Origin of the sequence: Serratia sp. CY81684, from assembly GCF_052166595.1 — a bacterium.
Taxonomy (GTDB): Bacteria; Pseudomonadota; Gammaproteobacteria; order Enterobacterales; family Enterobacteriaceae; genus Serratia; species Serratia nematodiphila.
Map to the genome: position 1 here is coordinate 21,254 of NZ_JBJNOO010000006.1, position 17,660 is coordinate 38,913.

The following is a 17,660-nucleotide window of genomic DNA, read 5'->3' on the forward strand; positions in this document are numbered from 1 at the left end:
AGTGGAGTCACTTTTATGGCTAACAAAAAAGTCGCCGTCGCCGTATTGGCGGTTACCGTCATTACGCTGGGGTTATTAATGAATAAGTTTTTTATTAAAGAGACACAGCAGAATACCAACGACGCCTATATTCGCGCCGATATCTCGCGTATTTCTCCGCAGATTGCCGGTGAAATTGCGCAGGTGTTGGTCAGGGACAACCAGTGGGTTAAACAGGGGGAGTTGCTGGCGGTGATCGATCCGCGTGAATTCAACGTTGCCCTTGCGCAGGCGACGGCGCAGGAGCAATCCGCCCGCGCCCGGCAGGACGACGCCAGGGCCAACCTCACCCGGCAGAGCGCGCTGATCGCCGCCGCGCTGGCGGAGCGGCAGGCGGCGCAGGCGGAGCTGGCGTTTGCGCGTCAGGAGCAGAACCGCTACCAGAGAATGGCCAGCAGCGGCGCGGGGTCGCAGCAGGCGGCGCAGCAGGCGACAACGCGGGTGCACACGCTTTCCGCCAATGTGGCGCAGGCGGAGGCGACGCTCAAAGCGGCGCGAAACATGGAGCAGGTGCTGCAGGCCAAGCTGGCGGACAGCGATGCCGAGCTGATGCTGGCGCAGGCCAAGAAAGCGATGGCCGAACTGAACCTGTCTTACACCCGCATCACCGCGCCGATCGGCGGCGTGATCGGCAAGAAAAGTCTGCGGGTCGGGGAGTTCGTCAAACCGGGCGATGCGCTGCTGGCCATCGTGCCGCAGGACAAGCTGTACATCATCGCCAACTACCAGGAAACCCAGTTGGAAAACATTGCGCACGGGCAGTCGGTAGACATCCATATCGATACCTTTCCCGGCCAAACGCTGAAAGGGCAGGTGGACAGCATCGCGCCGGCTTCCGGCGTCAGCTTCGCGGCCGTGGCGCCGGAGAACGCCACCGGCAACTTCACCAAGATCGTTCAGCGCATCCCGGTGAAGATTGTGTTTGATATCAACAAAGAGCATGCCGCCTTGCTGAGCGCCCTGCGCGTCGGCATGTCCGCGGACGTCAGCATCAATACGCTGGACGGAGGCGTGCAATGAACAGGGCCGTGATCCCGCTGCTGTTGATGGCGCTGAGCGGCTGCCGGGCGGTAGGGCCGGACTACGCTCGGCCGCAGAGCGCGCTGCCCGAGAGCTGGGGTGAGCAGGCCGGCGGCGGGGCGCTGCCGGTGGCCTGGTGGTCGATATTCAACGATGCGTCGCTGACGCAACTGGTGCAGCGCGCGGCGGCCGGCAACCTGGATCTGCAGCTCGCCACGGCGCGCATGCAGCAAAGCCGCGCACTGCTGGGCGTGACCGAGGCGGCGCTGATGCCGGATCTGAGCCTGGACGGCGCCTATCACCGCCAGCGAGCTACCTCGGTGGGCAGCATGGATCCGTCCGGCAACGGCGGAGAGGCGGATTACAACCTCTGGCGCGGCGGCTTCAGCGCCGCCTGGGAACTGGACATGTGGGGCAAGCTGCGCCGCGCGTCGGAAAGCGCGCGCGCCGGCTTTGCCGCTTCGCAGGAGAATCGACGCGCGCTGTTGACGTCGGTGACGGCGGAGGTGGCGAGCAACTATCTGCGCCTGCGCGCCACGCAGCAGCAGCTGGCGGTGGCGCAGGAAAACCGCGCCACGGCGCTGCGCACGCTGCAGTTGACGCAAAGCCGCTATCAAAGCGGCGCGGGCAACGAACTGGATATCGATCAGGCGCAGGTGCAATTGGCGCAGGTGGATGCTCTGCTGCCGACGTTGGCCGACCGGCAAGAACGGCTGATTAACGCCATCGGCCTGTTGCTGGGCGAGCGGCCGGGCGCGCTGAACGCGATGCTGTCGCCGCCGGGGCCGCTGCCGACGCTGGCGCGCGCGGTGCCGATGGGGGGGCAGTCGGATCTGGCGCTGCGCAGGCCGGATATTCGCGAAGCGGCGGAGCGTTTGCATCAGGCGACCGCCGAGATCGGCGTCGCCACCGCCGACTACTACCCGCGCATCACGCTGACCGGCAACGCGGGCTACCAGGCATTGGCCTTGTCGGATATGGGCAGCTGGTCCACGCATACCTTCGCCATCGGCCCCGTTTTGTATCTGCCGTTGTTCGACGGGGGAAAAATCACCCAGCGGGTACGCCTGAGCGAATATCGCCAGCAGGAAATGGCCATCGCCTACCAGCAAACGGTGCTGCGCGCCTGGCACGAGATCGACGACGCGCTTTCCGGCTATCGCGCCCAACAGCGCCGCCAGATGCACCTGGCCGAAGCGCTGGCCGCCAACCGACACGCGTTTGCGCTGGCGCGCGACAGCTATCTGAACGGCGCCAGCGATTTTATCCACGTCCTGAGCACGCAGCGCGCGCTGCTGGATCTGCAGTCCGCGCAAATTGTTTCAGAGGAGGAGACGGCGATCGCCGTGGTGAATATCTATCGAGCGCTGGGCGGCGGCTGGGAACTCACCTACCCGTCTGCGGCGCCACAGGAGAAGGCTGATGCACAACACGCTGAATAAGATTGTCGACGAGATGCTGGAAAGGGACACCCGCCGCAAACGGGAGGCCCGGGTGAGCGCCGTGCGGCAAGTCACCGCTCGGATCAGGCGCATCACGTTGAGCGGCGACGATGTGGATAAGTTTATCGCCGATCCGCGCGCGCAGGAGCCGGCCAGCTGGGTCAAGGTGTTCTTCCCGTGGCGCGACACGCTGGCCGGGCGGGCCTACACCCTGAGCGGCATCGACAAACTCGCCCGCACCTTCGATATCGACATGGTGCTGCACGGCGAAGGCCCGGCGTCGAACTGGGCGCGCGACGCGATGCCGGGCGACAAGCTGGGGTTCGCCGGCCCTTGCTCCGGCGGCTTTCGGCTGTTGCCGCAAACTCGCTGGCTGCTGTTGCTGGGTGATGAGACCGCGCTGCCCGCCATGCGCACCATTCTCGCCTCGCTCTCCGCCCCGTTGCCGGTGCTGTGGTTCGCCGAGGTGGGCGATGCGCAGGAGATCCAGGACGTCGATTGCTCCTTTTTGCAGGTGAACAGCTGGCAAATCCGCACCCGACATTTCGACAGCGTGATGAACAGTCCGCTGGTGCAGGCCGTCAGCCATTGCGAGCTGCCGGCCGGCGAAGGGCAGGTGTGGTTGGCCTGCGAGCACCAGGTCGCCGCCTATCTGAAGGCGCGTTTTATCAACGAAATGGGCATTTCCCGCGCCGCCTTGTTTGCCAAAGGTTATTGGAAAAAGGGCGAAGCCAATTTCAAGGGCGCGATTTAACTCGGGCGAGTGAGGATGGTTATGATTGAGAGAGTGTTATTGGCGGTGGACTGCTTTGAACACAGCGGCAACGCCCTGGAATTTATGGCGCGCCTGCAAGGCAGCATCGGCGGCGTGATTGTGCTGACGGTGGTGGACAATGCCTTCACGCTCAGCCGCAGCGGCCTGCGTTTCGACAGCGATGAGCGCGAGGAGTATCCCGCCGCCCAACGGGAAGAAGCGCTGGCGGAAAAGCAGGTCGGGCAGGTGACGCGGGCGCTGAAACAGCAGGGCTTCAATGCCCAGGGCTTGCTGGCCGCGGGCTCGCCCATTGAGGTGATCCCGGAACAGATGGCGCTGTTCAACTGCGATCTGTTGATCATCTCGCACCGCCACCTGTCTTCGTTGGGGCGCTGGCTGAACGCTTCCGTCACGCGTGGCCTGCTGGATGAGATCGGTCAACCGGTATTGGTGATCCCGCGCTAAGCTATGGGTAAGGGCAGCCGCATGCGGCTGCGCGCGTTCGGCGACGAAGGCCGCACATACCGGAGGTCAACATGCGAAGTCTGGAAGATCACCTTGCCGCTTATGCTGCCTATCACCGCGATGCGCGCAATATCGCCACGCATTTTATCGGTATCCCCCTGATCGTCATCAGCCTGCTGGCGCTGCTCTCCCGGCCGGCGTGGGGCGCGGGAGGGCTGCCATTTTCGCCGGCCTGCGCGGCGGTTATCGTCTCGGCGCTCTATTACCTGCGGCTGAACCTGCGCCTTGGCATCATGATGCTGGCGTTGCTGCTGCTGTGCCTCGGGTTCGGTGCCTGGGTGGCGTCGCTGTCGACGGCGGCGTGGTTGAGCGTCGGCATCGGCGGCTTCGTCATCGGCTGGCTGTTTCAGTTTGTCGGGCACTTTTGGGAGGGGCGAAAACCGGCGTTTATGGACGACGTGACGGGCCTTATCATCGGCCCGCTGTTCGTGCTGGCGGAAGCCTGCTTCCTGGCCGGCGGGCTGCGCGAACTGCAGCGGAACATCGAACTGCGCGCGGGCAAAGTGCGCAATGGGAGGGGATGAGGTGGCGTTGATTCCCACGGTGACGGCATTTCCGCTGCAGCAGGCTTTTATCCCGCTGCTGGAGGCGCTGACGGCGGGGCTGCCGCGCCAATTCCCGGCGCTCATCCACAGCATTTACCTCTACGGCAGCGTCGCGCGCGGCGAAGCCCTTCCCGGCGTGTCCGATCTGGACATCACGCTGTTGCTCATCAAGCCGGCCGATAGCGGGGCGTTGCAGCGCCTTGAAGCGTGGCGGCAAGCCTTTCAGCTGGAGCAGCGGATCGTGAGCAAGGTCGACTTTGACATCGGCAGCGTTGATGAAGCGTTGGCGCCGGAGCATCACGATTCCTGGGGATTTTGGCTGAAGCATCACTGCCGATGCCTGTGGGGCGAAGACGTGTCCGCCGCTTTTTCGCTGTTTCGTCCCGATCGGCGCATCGCGCTGGCGGTCAATGCTGATTTACGGCCCGCGTTGGCGCGTTATCGGGAGCAACTGCTGCAGGCAAGGACGGTATCGGATGAGAGGCGCTTAAAGCGCGAAGCGGCCAGAAAGCTGATCCGCGCCACCAATATGTTGCGCGCCGAGGGGAGCCCGTTCTGGCCGATAACGCTAACCGACTATGCCGATCAGCTGTTGGCGCTTTATGCAGAGCAGCGCGATGAAATGGACTATTGGTTAGCGCACGCGGCAGGGGAGGCGAATGACGCGGATTTTAGCGACAGAATGATGCAATTTCTTGACTGGATCGAAGCACAGAAAAAAATAACGCCGGCTTGAGCCGGCGTTGTCGGCGAGCGTTACCCGATCGCCGGGTAATCGGTGTAGCCTTCACGGCTGCCGCCGAAAAATTTCTCTTTAATGGGCGCATTCAGCGCCAGCCCGTGTTGCAGGCGGTGAGGCAGATCCGGGTTGGCGATGAACGGGCGGCCGAAGCCGATCAGATCCGCCCAGCCTTTGGCCAGCGCTTCTTCAGCGCGTTCACGCGTGTATTTGCCCGAGTAAATCAGCGTGCCGCGGAAAATCAGGCGCAGTGATTCTTTGAACGCCGCCGGCATCACCGGGGCGTCATCCCAGTCCGCTTCGGCGATGTGAATGTAAGCGGCGCCGATATCGTTCAGCACGCTGGCCGCCGCCAGATAGGTGGCTTCCGGGGTATCGTCCTGCGAGCCCATCAGGGTGGTCAGCGGCGCCAGGCGCACGCCCAGTTTCTCTTTGCCGATGGCGTCCGCTACCGCCTGCGCCACTTCCCGCAGGAAACGCAGGCGATTTTGCAGTGAACCGCCGTATTCGTCGTCGCGCTGATTCTCCCGCGAGTCGATAAACTGATTGATCAGATAGCCATTCGCGCCGTGCAGCTCTACGCCGTCGAAACCGGCGGCGATGGCGTTGCGGGCCGCCTGAGCGTAGTCATTGACGATCGCCGGGATTTCTTCCCGCGTTAAGGCGCGCGGTGCGGAGTGTTGCACCATTTCACCCACGCCATGTTCCGGCCCGCGGCCTTCGACATCTACAAATACCTTGACCCCATCGGCCTGGATGGCGGAGGAGGAGACCGGCGCGGCGTGGCCAGGCTGTAGAATGGTATGCGACACGCGGCCGACGTGCCAAAGCTGCGCGAAGATCTTGCCGCCGGCCTGATGTACGGCGTCGGTGACTTTTTTCCAACCGGCGATGTGTTCCGGGGTGTAAATGCCGGGCGTCCAGGCATAACCCTGGCCTTGCTGGCTAATCTGCGTGCCTTCGCTGACGATCAGCCCGGCGCTGGCGCGCTGGGCATAATATTCAGCCATCATGTCGGTGGCGACGTCGCCGGCGCCGGCCCGAGAGCGGGTCATGGGCGGCATGACGATGCGATTGTTCAGCGATAAACCGTTTAAAGAATACGAGTCAAAAAGCATGGCGCTTCCCTCTGTGTGAATGGGGCCGTAGGGCATTGATGTTTTACTGAGGCCATTATATTTCGTCGTTTAATTCTAAAAACGCGCACAATAACAAAACACTTTTGCTCTGTGTTCAATAGTTGCGGTAGCCGCCAGCTTGCCGCAGGTGGCGGGAATGAACCCGATGTGCGCTCGGGCGACGGCGGCTATTGCCTGTCGGCGCGTGGTTGAGATAGAGTCGGCTGCTGTTTTTCCCCACGATTTTTAACAAAATCGCAAAAGTCTTTTAGCCTCCCGCCTGCTTATCTTTGGTGTGATCAATGTCATACTTTTGGCATCTTAACTTTCCCGCGCTTCGGCAGCGGTTAACCGGAGTTGTTGAATGAAAATTAACTTTCCCTTATTAGCCCTGGCGGTGGGGGCGTTCGGCATCGGCACGACCGAGTTTTCCCCGATGGGGTTGCTGCCGACCATCGCCAAAGGGGTGGACGTCTCCATCCCGATGGCCGGCATGTTGATCAGCGCCTACGCCGTCGGCGTGATGGTCGGCGCACCGCTGATGACGTTGCTGCTTTCTCACCGGGCACGCAGAAGCGCGCTGATCTTCCTGATGGCGATCTTTACTCTGGGTAACGTGCTGTCGGCCGTTGCGCCTGACTACACCACCCTGATGCTGTCGCGCATCATCACCAGCCTGAACCACGGCGCGTTCTTTGGCCTCGGTTCGGTGGTGGCCGCCAGCGTGGTGCCGAAGGAGAAACAGGCCAGCGCCGTGGCGACCATGTTTATGGGCCTGACCATCGCCAATATCGGCGGGGTGCCCGCCGCGACCTGGCTGGGTGAAACCATCGGCTGGCGCATGTCGTTCCTGGCGACGGCCGGGCTGGGCGTGATCGCCATGCTGGGGCTGTGGTTCTCGTTGCCGCAAGGCAGCGCCGGCGCGCGCCCTGATGTGAAACGCGAGCTGTCGGTATTGGTGCGCCCGCAGGTGCTGTCCGCCTTGCTGACGACCGTGCTGGGCGCGGGCGCGATGTTCACGCTCTATACCTATATCTCGCCGGTGTTGCAGCACATCACCGATGCGACACCGCTGTTCGTGACGTCCATGCTGGTGTTGATCGGCGTCGGTTTCTCCATCGGCAACTACCTCGGCGGCAAGTTCGCCGACCGCTCCGAAAGCGCGACGCTGAAAGGTTTCCTGTTGCTGCTGGTGGTCATTATGCTGGTGATCCCGTTCCTGGCGCGCAGTGAAATCGGCGCTGCGGTCAGCATGGTGATTTGGGGCGCGGCGACCTTTGCCGTGGTGCCGCCGCTGCAGATGCGCGTGATGCGTGTCGCCAGCGAAGCGCCGGGCCTGTCGTCCTCGGTCAACATCGGCGCCTTTAACCTGGGCAATGCGCTGGGCGCCGCCGCCGGTGGCGCGGTAGTCTCCGCCGGGCTGGGATACAGCTTCGTGCCGGTGATGGGGGCGATTATTGCCGGATTGGCGCTGTTGCTGGTGCTGTTCACCCACCGTCAGGCCGAAAAAGTGGCCTACGCCAACGGTTAAACGATAACGTGCGGCGGGGTTCCCCGCCGCGCTCACTCAAAGCCGAGCAGGCTGAACGCATCGTCCTGCGGGGCGTAGCCGAGCAGGCGACGGGTCTCTTCCAGCGACAAACGCGTGTAGCGGTTATTGGAAACCCCGTGCACCACCGCATATTGCACCCCTTCGACACGAATGCAGCGCTCCAGCAGATCGGCGGCGTCGCGATGGCTGAGAAACGCGCTCATGTCGCGGGCGCTAAGCTGTTCGCCCCGGCTCAGAGTGGTGAAGTTGGCGATGCGCACCGACAGGGCGGAAAGCCCTTCCTGATGGGCGAAGTAGGCGGCGATGCCTTCGCCGAACGCCTTGCTGGCGCCGTACAGGTTTTTCGGTTTCGGCGCGTCATCCGGGCGGATTTGGTAATCGAGCGGATAGCCTTCCACCGCCTGTGCGCTGCTGGCGAACACCACCCGGCGGCAGCCGGCGTCTTTCGCCGCGCGGAAAATATTGAAGGTGCCGAGAATGTTGTTGTCCATCAACGAACCGCAAAAGTCGGCATCGGGGGAGGGATCGGCGGCCAGATGCAACACGGTGTCGATATTGGCGCAGGCCGCGCGGCAGGCGTCGAGATCGGCGATGTTGAAGCTGATGACTTCGTCGCCGGGCTGCAGATCGCGCAGCAGGCTGATATCCCTTTCCGCCAGCCGCAGCGCGTAGCGATCGCCCATCGCCTGGCGAAACGCCGTGGCTACCCGGCCGCCGGCGCCGGTGATCAGAATCCGTCCCAACTCAGTCCGCAACGTCATGGTCGCTGTCATCCTTACAATCGATTACGCGTTGACCAGTAATAATCGCCCGCGTGACTTTTGTCCAGTCGTTTTAATTAGTCATTCTGATGTTTCTTTCACCATCGTCAATTGCTCATGGTGATTTTTGCGCGGGTGAATATCGTGGAATGTTAACGATGTGCAATCAAGTTTGGCGATCTATTTGCCTTATGGATTGCCGATTGTGACTAAAAAGCGGGGATTGACAGTGGATGGACGAGCGCTTTGCTTTCGCCTGACAGTGAATTATTAGGTTAGTTAATCTTATGTTTTTGCCTGAAGCGGGCGATATTCCGCCCCCTCTCTATTCCGCCTGCGCGATATATCACTGCTGTGCTGAAGCCGATAGAAGGCGACAGGCCTTATTTGATACCTCAGGTCGGTTTTGCCCGCCCGATCACAGTTCGGCAATTTGCCGACGCAAAGCCTTGCCCCGGCAAAATCCGCGGTGTTAACGTCATAACTCAACCGATTTAGGGTTGTTACTGCTACGGCAGGCAAAACCTAAACCTCGCGTTTCTGTTCCCCGATGGGGCAGAGGCCGCGAGGTTTAGGTTTTTTTTTGCGCCGAATTTCGCCTCAGCGCCAGGCCAGCGCGGGGCGGGGAGCGGCAGAACGCGAAGTCTAAGGATAACAGTATGAAATATGACACATTAGCCAGTGAGATTTTGGCCGGCGTCGGTGGCCGCGACAATGTGAAAAGCCTGGTGCATTGCGCTACCCGCCTGCGTTTCAAGCTGCGCGACGACAATCGCGCCAACGCGGCAGCGCTGAAGAAAAATCCGGGCGTCATCATGGTGGTGGAGAGCGGCGGCCAGTTCCAGGTGGTGGTGGGCAACCACGTGGCGGAGGTGTTCGACGCGGTTAACCGCGTTGGCGGATTGGCCGAAGGCGCGCCGAGCGACGACGCGGGCGGCAAAAAAGACAACCTGCTCAGCCGCTTTATCGATCTGGTGTCCGGCATTTTCACCCCGCTGCTCGGGGTGATGGCCGCTTCGGGGATCCTGAAAGGCTTCCTGGCGCTGAGCCTGGCCTGCGGCTGGCTGCTGGAGAGCGGCGGCACCTTCAAAATGTTGTTCGCCGCCAGCGACGCGCTGTTCTACTTCTTCCCGATCATGCTCGGCTATACCGCCGGGAAAAAATTTGGCGGCAACCCGTTCGTCACCATGGCGATCGGCGGCGCGCTGACGCACCCGCTGATGATGGCGGCCTTCGAAGCGGCGCAGCAGCCGGGCGCGGTGCGCGAGTATTTCTTCGGCATTCCGCTGACCTTCATCAACTACAGCTCGTCGGTGATCCCGATCATCTTCGCGGCCTGGGTGTCCTGCCGCCTGGAGCCGCTGTTTAACCGGGTGATCCACAGCGCGCTGCGCAATTTCATCACGCCGCTGCTGTGCCTGGCGATCACCGTGCCGTTGACCTTCCTGCTGATCGGCCCGGCGGCAACCTGGCTCAGCCACCTGCTGGCCAACGGCTATCAAAGCATTTACGCCTTTAACCCGATCATCGCCGGCGCCTTTATGGGGGCGATGTGGCAGGTGTGCGTGATCTTCGGCCTGCATTGGGGATTGGTGCCGTTGATGATCAACAACCTGAGCGTGCTGGGGCGCGACACCATGGTGCCGCTGCTGTTGCCGGCGGTGATGGGGCAGGTCGGCGCCACGCTGGGCGTGATGCTGCGCACTCGCGACGCCAAACTGCGGGCGCTGTCCGCTTCGGCCATCGGCGCCGGGATTTTCGGCATCACCGAGCCGGCGGTGTATGGCGTCACCTTGCCGAACAAGCGTCCGTTCATCTTCGGCTGCATCGGCGGCGCGCTGGGCGGCGCGGTGATCGGCTACTTCCATACTTCGGTTTACTCGTTCGGCCTGGTGAGCGTGTTCACCTTCGCGCAGATCATCCCCGGCGGCGGCATCGACGCCACGGTATGGGGCGCGATCGGCGGCACCCTGCTGTCGTTCGTGTTCGCCGCGCTGGCCAGCTATCTGTTTGGCGTCGCACCGGCGGAAGACGCGGCGCAGCCTGAAGCCGCCGCGCCGCTCAACCGTAAGCAGGCCATCCTCAGCCCGATCGCCGGCGACATCGTGCCGCTGGATCAGGTGAACGACGCGACCTTCGCCAGCGGCCTGCTGGGGAAAGGCGTGGCGATCGCGCCGCAGCAGGGGCGCGTGGTGGCGCCGGTGAGCGGCAGCGTGGCGTCGCTGTTCAAAACCAAACACGCCATCGGCATCGAATCGGACGACGGTGCGGAGATTCTTATTCACGTCGGCATCGATACCGTGAAGCTGGACGGGGCGCATTTCACCGCCCACGTGCGGGAAGGCGAGCGGGTCGCCCCGGGCGATCTGCTGATCGAGTTCGACCAGGCGGCGATCCATGCCGCCGGCTATGACACCACCACGCCGATCATCATCAGCAACAGCGATGATTACGTGGACGTGTTGACCAGCGGCCTGTCTCCGGTGCAGGAACAGGCGCCGCTGCTGACTTTATTACGCTAATTGAGGAGCAAGCGATGAACGGCAAGTTTCCGCAACATTTTCTGTGGGGCGGCGCGGTAGCGGCGAACCAGGTTGAAGGCGCGTATCAGACTGACGGCAAGGGGCTGTCGACCTCCGATCTGCAGCCGCAGGGCATCTTCGGCGCCATCACGCCGCGCGCGGCGGGCGACAGCGGCATCAAGGACGTGGCGATCGATTTCTATCATCGTTACCCGCAGGATATCGCGCTGTTCGCCGAGATGGGCTTCAAATGCCTGCGCACCTCGATCGCCTGGACGCGCATTTTCCCGCAGGGCGATGAAGAGACGCCGAACGAAGCCGGGCTGGCGTTTTACGATCGGCTGTTCGACGAGATGGCGAAGTACGGCATTCAGCCGCTGATCACGCTGTCGCACTATGAAATGCCTTACGGCCTGGTGAAGCGCTACGGCGGCTGGGGCGATCGCCGCACCATCGACTTCTTCGAGCGCTACGCGCGCACGGTGTTCGAACGTTACAAGCACAAGGTCAAACACTGGCTGACCTTCAACGAGATCAACATGTCCCTGCACGCGCCTTTCACCGGCGTCGGTCTGCCGCCGGAGAGCGACAAGAGCGCCATCTATCAGGCGATCCACCATCAGCTGGTGGCCAGCGCCAAAGCGGTGAAGGCCTGCCACGAGATCGTGCCGGAGGGCAAAATTGGCAACATGCTGCTGGGCGGCATTCTGTATCCGCTGAGCTGCAAGCCGGAGGATCTGCTGGAAACCCAGCGGCAAAACCGCGACTGGCTGTTCTTCGGCGACGTGCAGGCGCGCGGCTATTATCCGGCCTATATGCAGCGCTTCTTCCGTGAAAACGGCATTCAGGTGGCGATCACCGAGGAAGATCGGCGAACGCTGCGTGAAACCATCGATTTCATCTCGTTCAGCTACTACATGAGCGGCTGTGTCACCGCCGACCCGGAGCAGTATGAGACGGCGCGCGGCAACATTCTCGATATGGTGCCGAACCCGCATCTGGCCAGCTCGGAATGGGGATGGCAAATCGACCCGATCGGGCTGCGCTACCTGCTCAACGTGCTATACGACCGCTATCAGAAACCGCTGTTCATCGTCGAAAATGGGCTGGGCGCCAAAGACCGCGTCGAGGCCGACGGCAGCATCAACGACGATTACCGCATCAACTACCTCAATGATCATCTGGTGCAGGTGGCGGAAGCGATCGACGACGGCGTCGAGGTGATGGGCTACACCAGCTGGGGGCCGATCGATCTGGTCAGCGCTTCGAAGGCCGAAATGTCGAAGCGCTACGGCTTCATTCACGTCGACAGGGACGATGCCGGCAACGGTAGCCTCGAGCGCCGCCGCAAGAAGAGTTTCTACTGGTACCGCGATGTGATCCACAGCAACGGCACCAGCCTGAAAGACCGACGCTAACCCTTCAGCCCGGCGGCAAGCGCCGGGCGTTAACCTAACCTTATTCGCTGCTGTTCATGATGGGAAATTCTCTCCCAGGGAATGCTGTTGCCCGCAGTCAGCCGTTATGCGGAGAAATATAATAATGATGAAAAGCTTATTACCTCGTTCCATGACCCTGGCGGCGCTGGCGCTGCTCTGTAGCCAGGCGCAGGCGGAAACGCTGCAAACCGGCAAGGACGTCGAAGCCCCCACTGCCAAATGGGAAGGGGTGGCGCTCGGCTTTGAGCCGCCGCAGCCCGGGCTGTTGGGGGATATGCTGGGGATCAGGCCGATCCTGGAGGATCACGGCTTCCACTATAATCTCGGCTACCTCAGCCAGCTGTCGTATAACGCCGGTGGCGGTTACAACCACGATAAACAGGCGTCGTATATCGACCAGTTTTCGCTGACCTTCAGCCAGGATTTGCAGGCGCTGACCGGCATTCCGGACGCGGCGATCGAAGGCAATATCGTCAACCGCAACCATGACAACAACCTGACCCGCGATCGCCTGCAGGATCCGCGCGTCGGCCTGACCGATCTGTCGCAGGAGAGCTTTGGCGGGCAGTCGATTACCCGGCTGGGTTGGTTGACCTTTAGCCGCTCCTTCCTCGATCGCCGGCTGCAGTGGCGCATCGGCCTGATGAACAAGGTGCAGGATTTCGATCAGATCATCCCCTGCGATTTTCAGACGCTGACGCTGTGCGGCGGCAAGTCCGCCAACTCGTTGACCTGGTACAACTGGAACGTGCATTACTGGGGCACGACGCTGCAATACAAACTGACCGACGGCCTGACGCTCAAGGGCGGCGTGATGGAACAGAACCCGAGCGCCCCCAGCCGCAGCCACGCCTGGAGCTGGTCCACTAAGGGCAGCAAAGGCTTCCTGTTGCCGATGGAGCTGGAGCTGAAAACCCACGCCGTCAACCAGCTGCCGGGGGTGTATAACCTGGGCGTGCTGTTCACCAACGCGCGCCAGAGCGATCTTTATGAAGGGGTGTCCGGCGGGCCGGGCGCCAGCGATCCGCAGGGCTATCGCAGCCACGATCGCACCTGGTTCCTGTATACCGGTTTCAACCAGCAGGTGACGCGCCATGCGGACGACGTCAACCGCGGTCTGAGCGTGTTTTACAGCCTGGGGCTGGGAGATCAGCGCAGCAACTACCTGCATTGGTCTACCTCGACCGGCATCCGCTATCGCGGGCTGTTCGATGCGCGGCCGGACGACTGGCTGGGGCTCGGCGTCTCGGTGGTGAAGCTGAGCGACCGCTACAAAGACAATCAGCGTTATCTCAACCAGATGAGCGGCATCAGCGATTATCACGATCCGAACTATCGGCCGGTGCCGGGCCACTCGGTGACGGCGGAGCTCTATTATCGCGTTAACGTCACGCCGTGGCTGCAGCTGCAGCCGGGCCTGCAATACTGGCATCACCCGGCGGGCGTCAGCGAGACGCAGGACGCCTGGGTGACGGCGTTGAAAACGGTGGTGACCTTCTGATCAGGCCGCGTCGCTCTCGCGGTAGCGCCGGCGGGCGTGCTCAAACCAGCTGGCCGGCACGTTGTGCGGCGGCTGCTGCAATCTGAGCAGCCCCTGTTCGACGATATGGCTGGCCTGGCGCCACAGCGTCGGGTCGCCTTCGGTCAGCACTTCCAGCAGGCGCTGTTTCTCGATCAGATAGGTTTGGGCGAAGTGGCTGTCGTAGTCCAGCAGCGAGCGGGTGTTGTCGATCAGATCCGCCAGCTTGATGGTTTTGGCCTGCGGCGACGCGCCGGCGCTGTGGCGCCGATCGCGGTTTTTACGCTCGAAGCGGTTGCCGTCCTCGGCGCGGCTGACGTTGGTCAACATCCGCACCAGTTCCGCCACTTTTGGCCCAAAGTGGCTTTCGATATCGCCGAGGGTGGTGGGCGTATCTTCCACCGTGTCATGCAGCCAGGCGGCCGCCAGCATCTCTTCGGTGTGCGGCACGTTGCGCACCAGCTCCATCACCGCCTGTGGGTGGACGATGTACGGATCGTCGGTGTATTTGCGGCGCTGATCGATGGCCGCATGCGCCTTGGTGGCGTAGCGGCGCGCGCGTTCTGCAAGCGTATTCGTCATTTCCTTTCCCTCCGAGCATCCTCTGCATGAAAAAAAGGTAGCATACCTCACAAGAAATAGCTTGCGATTACATCGTGCACTATCTATATTCACAAACATGAAAAGCACCGATACCGCACAACCCAACGCGAAGAACCTGCTGCAGCTCGATCAGCAGCTCTGTTTCGCGCTGTACTCCGCCAACCTGGCGCTGCACAAAGTCTACCGCAAGCTGTTGAATCAGCTCGAACTCACCTACCCGCAATACCTGGTGATGATGGTGCTGTGGGAGCGCGATCGGGTGACGGTATCGGATATCGGCGAGCGGCTGTTCCTCGATTCCGCCACGCTGACGCCGCTGCTGAAGCGGCTGGAAACCGCCGGTTTGCTGGTGCGCTATCGCGCCACCACCGACGAGCGGCAGGTGATCATTGCCCTCACCGAAGCCGGCCGCGCGCTGCGTGAGCGGGCGCAATCGGTGCCCGAGGCGGTGATGTGCGCCACCGACTGCAGCCTGGACGAGATCGTCTCGCTCAAACAGCAGTTGGAAAAGCTGCGCGGCAGCCTGATCGATCAGATTTGATCCTCCAGCGCCGGACGCAAGAACGGCAGGGGTGGTCTACACTGGTTAATAAGTGTCAAAAATAAGTAGTGCACGATTTAATCGCAAAAGATAAATATGTGACCGGCTTTACCTCGTGGAAGCCGTAGTCATCTCGCCAACCAGCAAGAAGGAATGAACGATGTCTATTGAGAAAGTGGTTTACCGCGCTCACGCCACTGCAACCGGCGGCCGCGACGGCCGTGCGACCTCCTCCGACGGCGTGTTGGACGTGAAACTGGGCGTGCCGAAAGAGATGGGCGGCGCCGGCGGCGAAGTCACCAACCCCGAACAGCTGTTCGCCGCCGGTTACTCGGCCTGCTTCCTCGGCGCGTTGAAGTTTGTCGCGGCGAAAGAAAAGGTCAAAATTCCGGCCGAAGCCAAGATCGACGGCACCGTCGGCATCGGTGAAATCCCGAATGGCTTCGGCATCGAAGTGCAGCTGGATATCTCGCTGCCGGGTATCGAGCGCAGCGTGGCGGAAGATCTGGTGAAAAAGGCGCATGTGGTGTGCCCATACTCCAACGCCACCCGTGGAAATATCGATGTAACTCTGAACGTTAAGTAAGATTTTTGCCGATATCTGGAAGAAATGGAGGGTTTATCCCTCCATTTTCTTGCGTGCCCTGTCTGAAAACCGCTCAAAAAAACGGTAAATTTTGTCCGTTTTGTGAGAATTCTCTTGATTATTACCCGCAAAATAACGCTTATTGCCGGTTGGCTGAACCAGAAGCCGCAATCAGTGTCTGACTGAGTCAGAACCGCTACACCGTCCCCGGAGCCACCGCGTTACATGAACAAAGTTAAATCGCTATCACAGCAGAATTTATCGTTATTGTTAGCGATCTATATCGGCATCTTTCTAAACCTGTCCGTTTTCTATCGCCGTTTTGATTCGCTGGCGCACGGCATTCAGGGAATTAAGCTTATTTCGGCGGTGACGGAAGTCATCGCTATCGTCCTGTTTACGTTCTTCATTATGCGGCTGGTATCGCTCGGCGGCCGGCTGTTTTATCGCATCGTCGCCTCGCTGCTGGTGTTGATTTCGGTTGCCGCCAGCTACTACATGACGTTTTTCAATGTGGTGATCGGCTACGGCATCGTGGTGTCGGTGATGACCACCGATATCGATCTGTCGAAAGAGGTGGTTGGCCTGCACTTCGTGCTGTGGATGGTGGCGCTCAGCGCCTTGCCGCTGCTGCTGATCTGGAAAAACAACCTGCGCTATACCCTGATAGAGCAGCTGAAAACCCCTGGTCATCGCATCAAGCCGCTGCTGGTATTGCTGGCGGTGGTGGCGCTGGTCTGGCTGCCGCTGCGCATGCTGGACGACGAGCAGAGCGTGCAAGAGAAGCTTTCCAACGTCGATTTGCCGAGCTACGGCGGCGTGGTGGCGCACTCGTATCTGCCGTCCAACTGGCTGTCGGCGCTGGGGCTGTTTGCTTACACCCGCTATGACGAAAGCCAGGATCAGAGCACGATGTTCGATCCGGGCAAACACTTCACCTACGTACCGCCGGCGGACATCGACGACACCTACGTGGTGTTCATCATCGGCGAGACCACGCGCTGGGATCACATGGGCATGCTGGGCTACGAGCGCGATACCACGCCGCGGCTGTCTAAAGAGAAGAATCTGGTGGCGTTCCGCGGCGAGTCGTGCGATACCGCCACCAAGCTGTCGCTGCGCTGCATGTTCGTGCGTGAAGGCGGCACCGAAGACAATCCGCAGCGCACGCTGAAAGAGCAGAACGTGTTCGCGGTGCTGAAGGATCTGGGCTTCTCTTCCGAGCTGTTCGCCATGCAGAGCGAGGTGTGGTTCTACAACAACACCGAGGTGAACAACTATTCGTTCCGCGAGATGATCGCGTCCGAGAAGCGCAACGACGGCAAGGCGGTCGACGATATGCTGCTGGTGGACGAAATGAAGGAGTCGCTGGCGCGCTATCCGAAGGGCAAGCACCTGGTGATCCTGCATACCAAAGGCTCGCACTACCTGTACTCGCAGCGTTATCCGCGCAGCTATGCGCGTTATCAGCCGGAGTGCATGGGGGTGGACGATTCCTGCACCAAGGCGCAGCTGATCAATGCGTTCGACAATACGGTGCTGTATACCGACAGCTTTATCAGTAATGTGATCGACCAGGTGCGGGACAAGAAGGCCATCGTGTTCTATGCCGCCGATCACGGCGAATCGATCGGCGAGAATACGCACCTGCACGGCACGCCGCGCGAAATGGCGCCGCCGGAGCAATTCCGCGTGCCGATGATCGTGTGGGCGTCGGACAAGTTCCTCGAAAACCCGCAGCACCTCGGCGCTTTTGAGCAGCTGCAGGCGCAGCAGCGCATCGGCAAAACGCATCGCCACGTCGAGCTGTTTGACACCATCCTCGGCTGCCTCGGCTACACCTCTCCTGATGGCGGCATCGTGGATAAAAACAACTGGTGCCATCTGCCGCAGGATAAAACGGCGCCTGCCCGCCTGTGATCCCTCCCGCCGGGTGCCTGCCTTGCGCACCCGGT

16 protein-coding genes are annotated in these 17,660 nt (G+C 61.3%); 13 read left to right on the forward strand and 3 right to left on the reverse strand.

The window, feature by feature from the left end:
• Nucleotides 1–15: 15 nt before the first annotated feature.
• The 6 genes from ACJ8QF_RS20960 to ACJ8QF_RS20985 all read left to right on the forward strand — a co-directional run bounded on the left by ACJ8QF_RS20960 (nucleotide 16) and on the right by ACJ8QF_RS20985 (nucleotide 5,061).
• Entirely contained in the window at nucleotides 16–1,059 is a 1,044-nt protein-coding gene (locus tag ACJ8QF_RS20960) for an HlyD family secretion protein (protein WP_442537838.1), read from the forward strand.
• Complete coding sequence (locus ACJ8QF_RS20965; protein ID WP_442537839.1) at nucleotides 1,056–2,501, forward strand: efflux transporter outer membrane subunit; 1,446 nt, start codon at nucleotides 1,056–1,058, stop codon at nucleotides 2,499–2,501. The genes ACJ8QF_RS20960 and ACJ8QF_RS20965 overlap by 4 nt, the downstream gene beginning before the upstream one ends.
• Entirely contained in the window at nucleotides 2,482–3,255 is a 774-nt protein-coding gene (locus tag ACJ8QF_RS20970; protein WP_004934080.1) for a siderophore-interacting protein, read from the forward strand. Before ACJ8QF_RS20965 ends, ACJ8QF_RS20970 begins: the two co-directional genes overlap by 20 nt.
• A 21-nt stretch (nucleotides 3,256–3,276) precedes the next feature.
• Complete coding sequence (locus ACJ8QF_RS20975; RefSeq protein ID WP_015376224.1) at nucleotides 3,277–3,720, forward strand: universal stress protein; 444 nt, start codon at nucleotides 3,277–3,279, stop codon at nucleotides 3,718–3,720.
• A gap of 71 nt (nucleotides 3,721–3,791) precedes the next feature.
• Entirely contained in the window at nucleotides 3,792–4,304 is a 513-nt protein-coding gene (locus ACJ8QF_RS20980; protein WP_380692294.1) for an Mpo1 family 2-hydroxy fatty acid dioxygenase, read from the forward strand.
• Nucleotide 4,305: 1 nt separating this feature from the next.
• Complete coding sequence (locus ACJ8QF_RS20985; protein WP_166444727.1) at nucleotides 4,306–5,061, forward strand: nucleotidyltransferase domain-containing protein; 756 nt, start codon at nucleotides 4,306–4,308, stop codon at nucleotides 5,059–5,061.
• Between the two features lie 20 nt (nucleotides 5,062–5,081).
• Here ACJ8QF_RS20985 and ACJ8QF_RS20990 read toward each other — a convergent pair whose 3' ends face one another.
• Nucleotides 5,082–6,182, reverse strand: coding sequence for an alkene reductase (locus ACJ8QF_RS20990; protein ID WP_004934091.1), 1,101 nt, complete (start codon nucleotides 6,180–6,182; stop codon nucleotides 5,082–5,084).
• A gap of 364 nt (nucleotides 6,183–6,546) precedes the next feature.
• On the opposite strand from ACJ8QF_RS20990, the gene ACJ8QF_RS20995 reads away from it, so the two are divergent.
• Complete coding sequence (locus tag ACJ8QF_RS20995; protein ID WP_004934092.1) at nucleotides 6,547–7,713, forward strand: MFS transporter; 1,167 nt, start codon at nucleotides 6,547–6,549, stop codon at nucleotides 7,711–7,713.
• 32 nt (nucleotides 7,714–7,745) lie between these two features.
• On the opposite strand, the gene ACJ8QF_RS21000 is transcribed toward ACJ8QF_RS20995, so the two are convergent.
• Nucleotides 7,746–8,495 (reverse strand): NAD-dependent epimerase/dehydratase family protein, encoded by a 750-nt coding sequence (locus ACJ8QF_RS21000; RefSeq protein WP_442537840.1) that lies wholly within the window; start codon nucleotides 8,493–8,495, stop codon nucleotides 7,746–7,748.
• A 659-nt stretch (nucleotides 8,496–9,154) separates the two neighbouring features.
• Here ACJ8QF_RS21000 and bglF point away from each other — a divergent pair.
• From bglF to ACJ8QF_RS21015, 3 genes are all read left to right on the forward strand, one after another.
• Nucleotides 9,155–11,017 carry a PTS beta-glucoside transporter subunit IIABC gene (bglF, locus tag ACJ8QF_RS21005; protein WP_131165288.1) on the forward strand — a complete coding sequence of 621 codons (1,863 nt, stop codon included), beginning with the start codon at nucleotides 9,155–9,157 and terminating at the stop codon, nucleotides 11,015–11,017.
• Nucleotides 11,018–11,031: 14 nt separating this feature from the next.
• The gene (locus ACJ8QF_RS21010) at nucleotides 11,032–12,435 is read left to right on the forward strand and encodes a glycoside hydrolase family 1 protein (protein WP_442537841.1); all 1,404 of its coding nucleotides are present in this window, start codon (nucleotides 11,032–11,034) and stop codon (nucleotides 12,433–12,435) included.
• 151 nt (nucleotides 12,436–12,586) lie between these two features.
• Complete coding sequence (locus ACJ8QF_RS21015) at nucleotides 12,587–13,957, forward strand: carbohydrate porin (protein WP_410003316.1); 1,371 nt, start codon at nucleotides 12,587–12,589, stop codon at nucleotides 13,955–13,957.
• Here the strand turns inward: ACJ8QF_RS21015 and ACJ8QF_RS21020 are convergent, their stop codons facing one another.
• Nucleotides 13,958–14,557 (reverse strand): HD domain-containing protein, encoded by a 600-nt coding sequence (locus tag ACJ8QF_RS21020; RefSeq protein WP_442537842.1) that lies wholly within the window; start codon nucleotides 14,555–14,557, stop codon nucleotides 13,958–13,960.
• 97 nt (nucleotides 14,558–14,654) lie between these two features.
• Between ACJ8QF_RS21020 and ACJ8QF_RS21025 the strand changes: the two genes are divergently transcribed.
• From ACJ8QF_RS21025 to eptB, 3 genes are all read left to right on the forward strand, one after another.
• Entirely contained in the window at nucleotides 14,655–15,119 is a 465-nt protein-coding gene (locus ACJ8QF_RS21025) for a MarR family winged helix-turn-helix transcriptional regulator (protein WP_004934111.1), read from the forward strand.
• A gap of 160 nt (nucleotides 15,120–15,279) precedes the next feature.
• A complete protein-coding gene (locus tag ACJ8QF_RS21030; protein WP_004934114.1) occupies nucleotides 15,280–15,705 on the forward strand; it encodes an organic hydroperoxide resistance protein in 426 nt (141 codons plus the stop codon).
• Nucleotides 15,706–15,930: 225 nt separating this feature from the next.
• Nucleotides 15,931–17,625: a kdo(2)-lipid A phosphoethanolamine 7''-transferase gene (gene eptB / locus ACJ8QF_RS21035; RefSeq protein ID WP_004934115.1), complete on the forward strand. Its 1,695-nt coding sequence runs from the start codon at nucleotides 15,931–15,933 to the stop codon at nucleotides 17,623–17,625.
• Nucleotides 17,626–17,660: the final 35 nt, after the last annotated feature.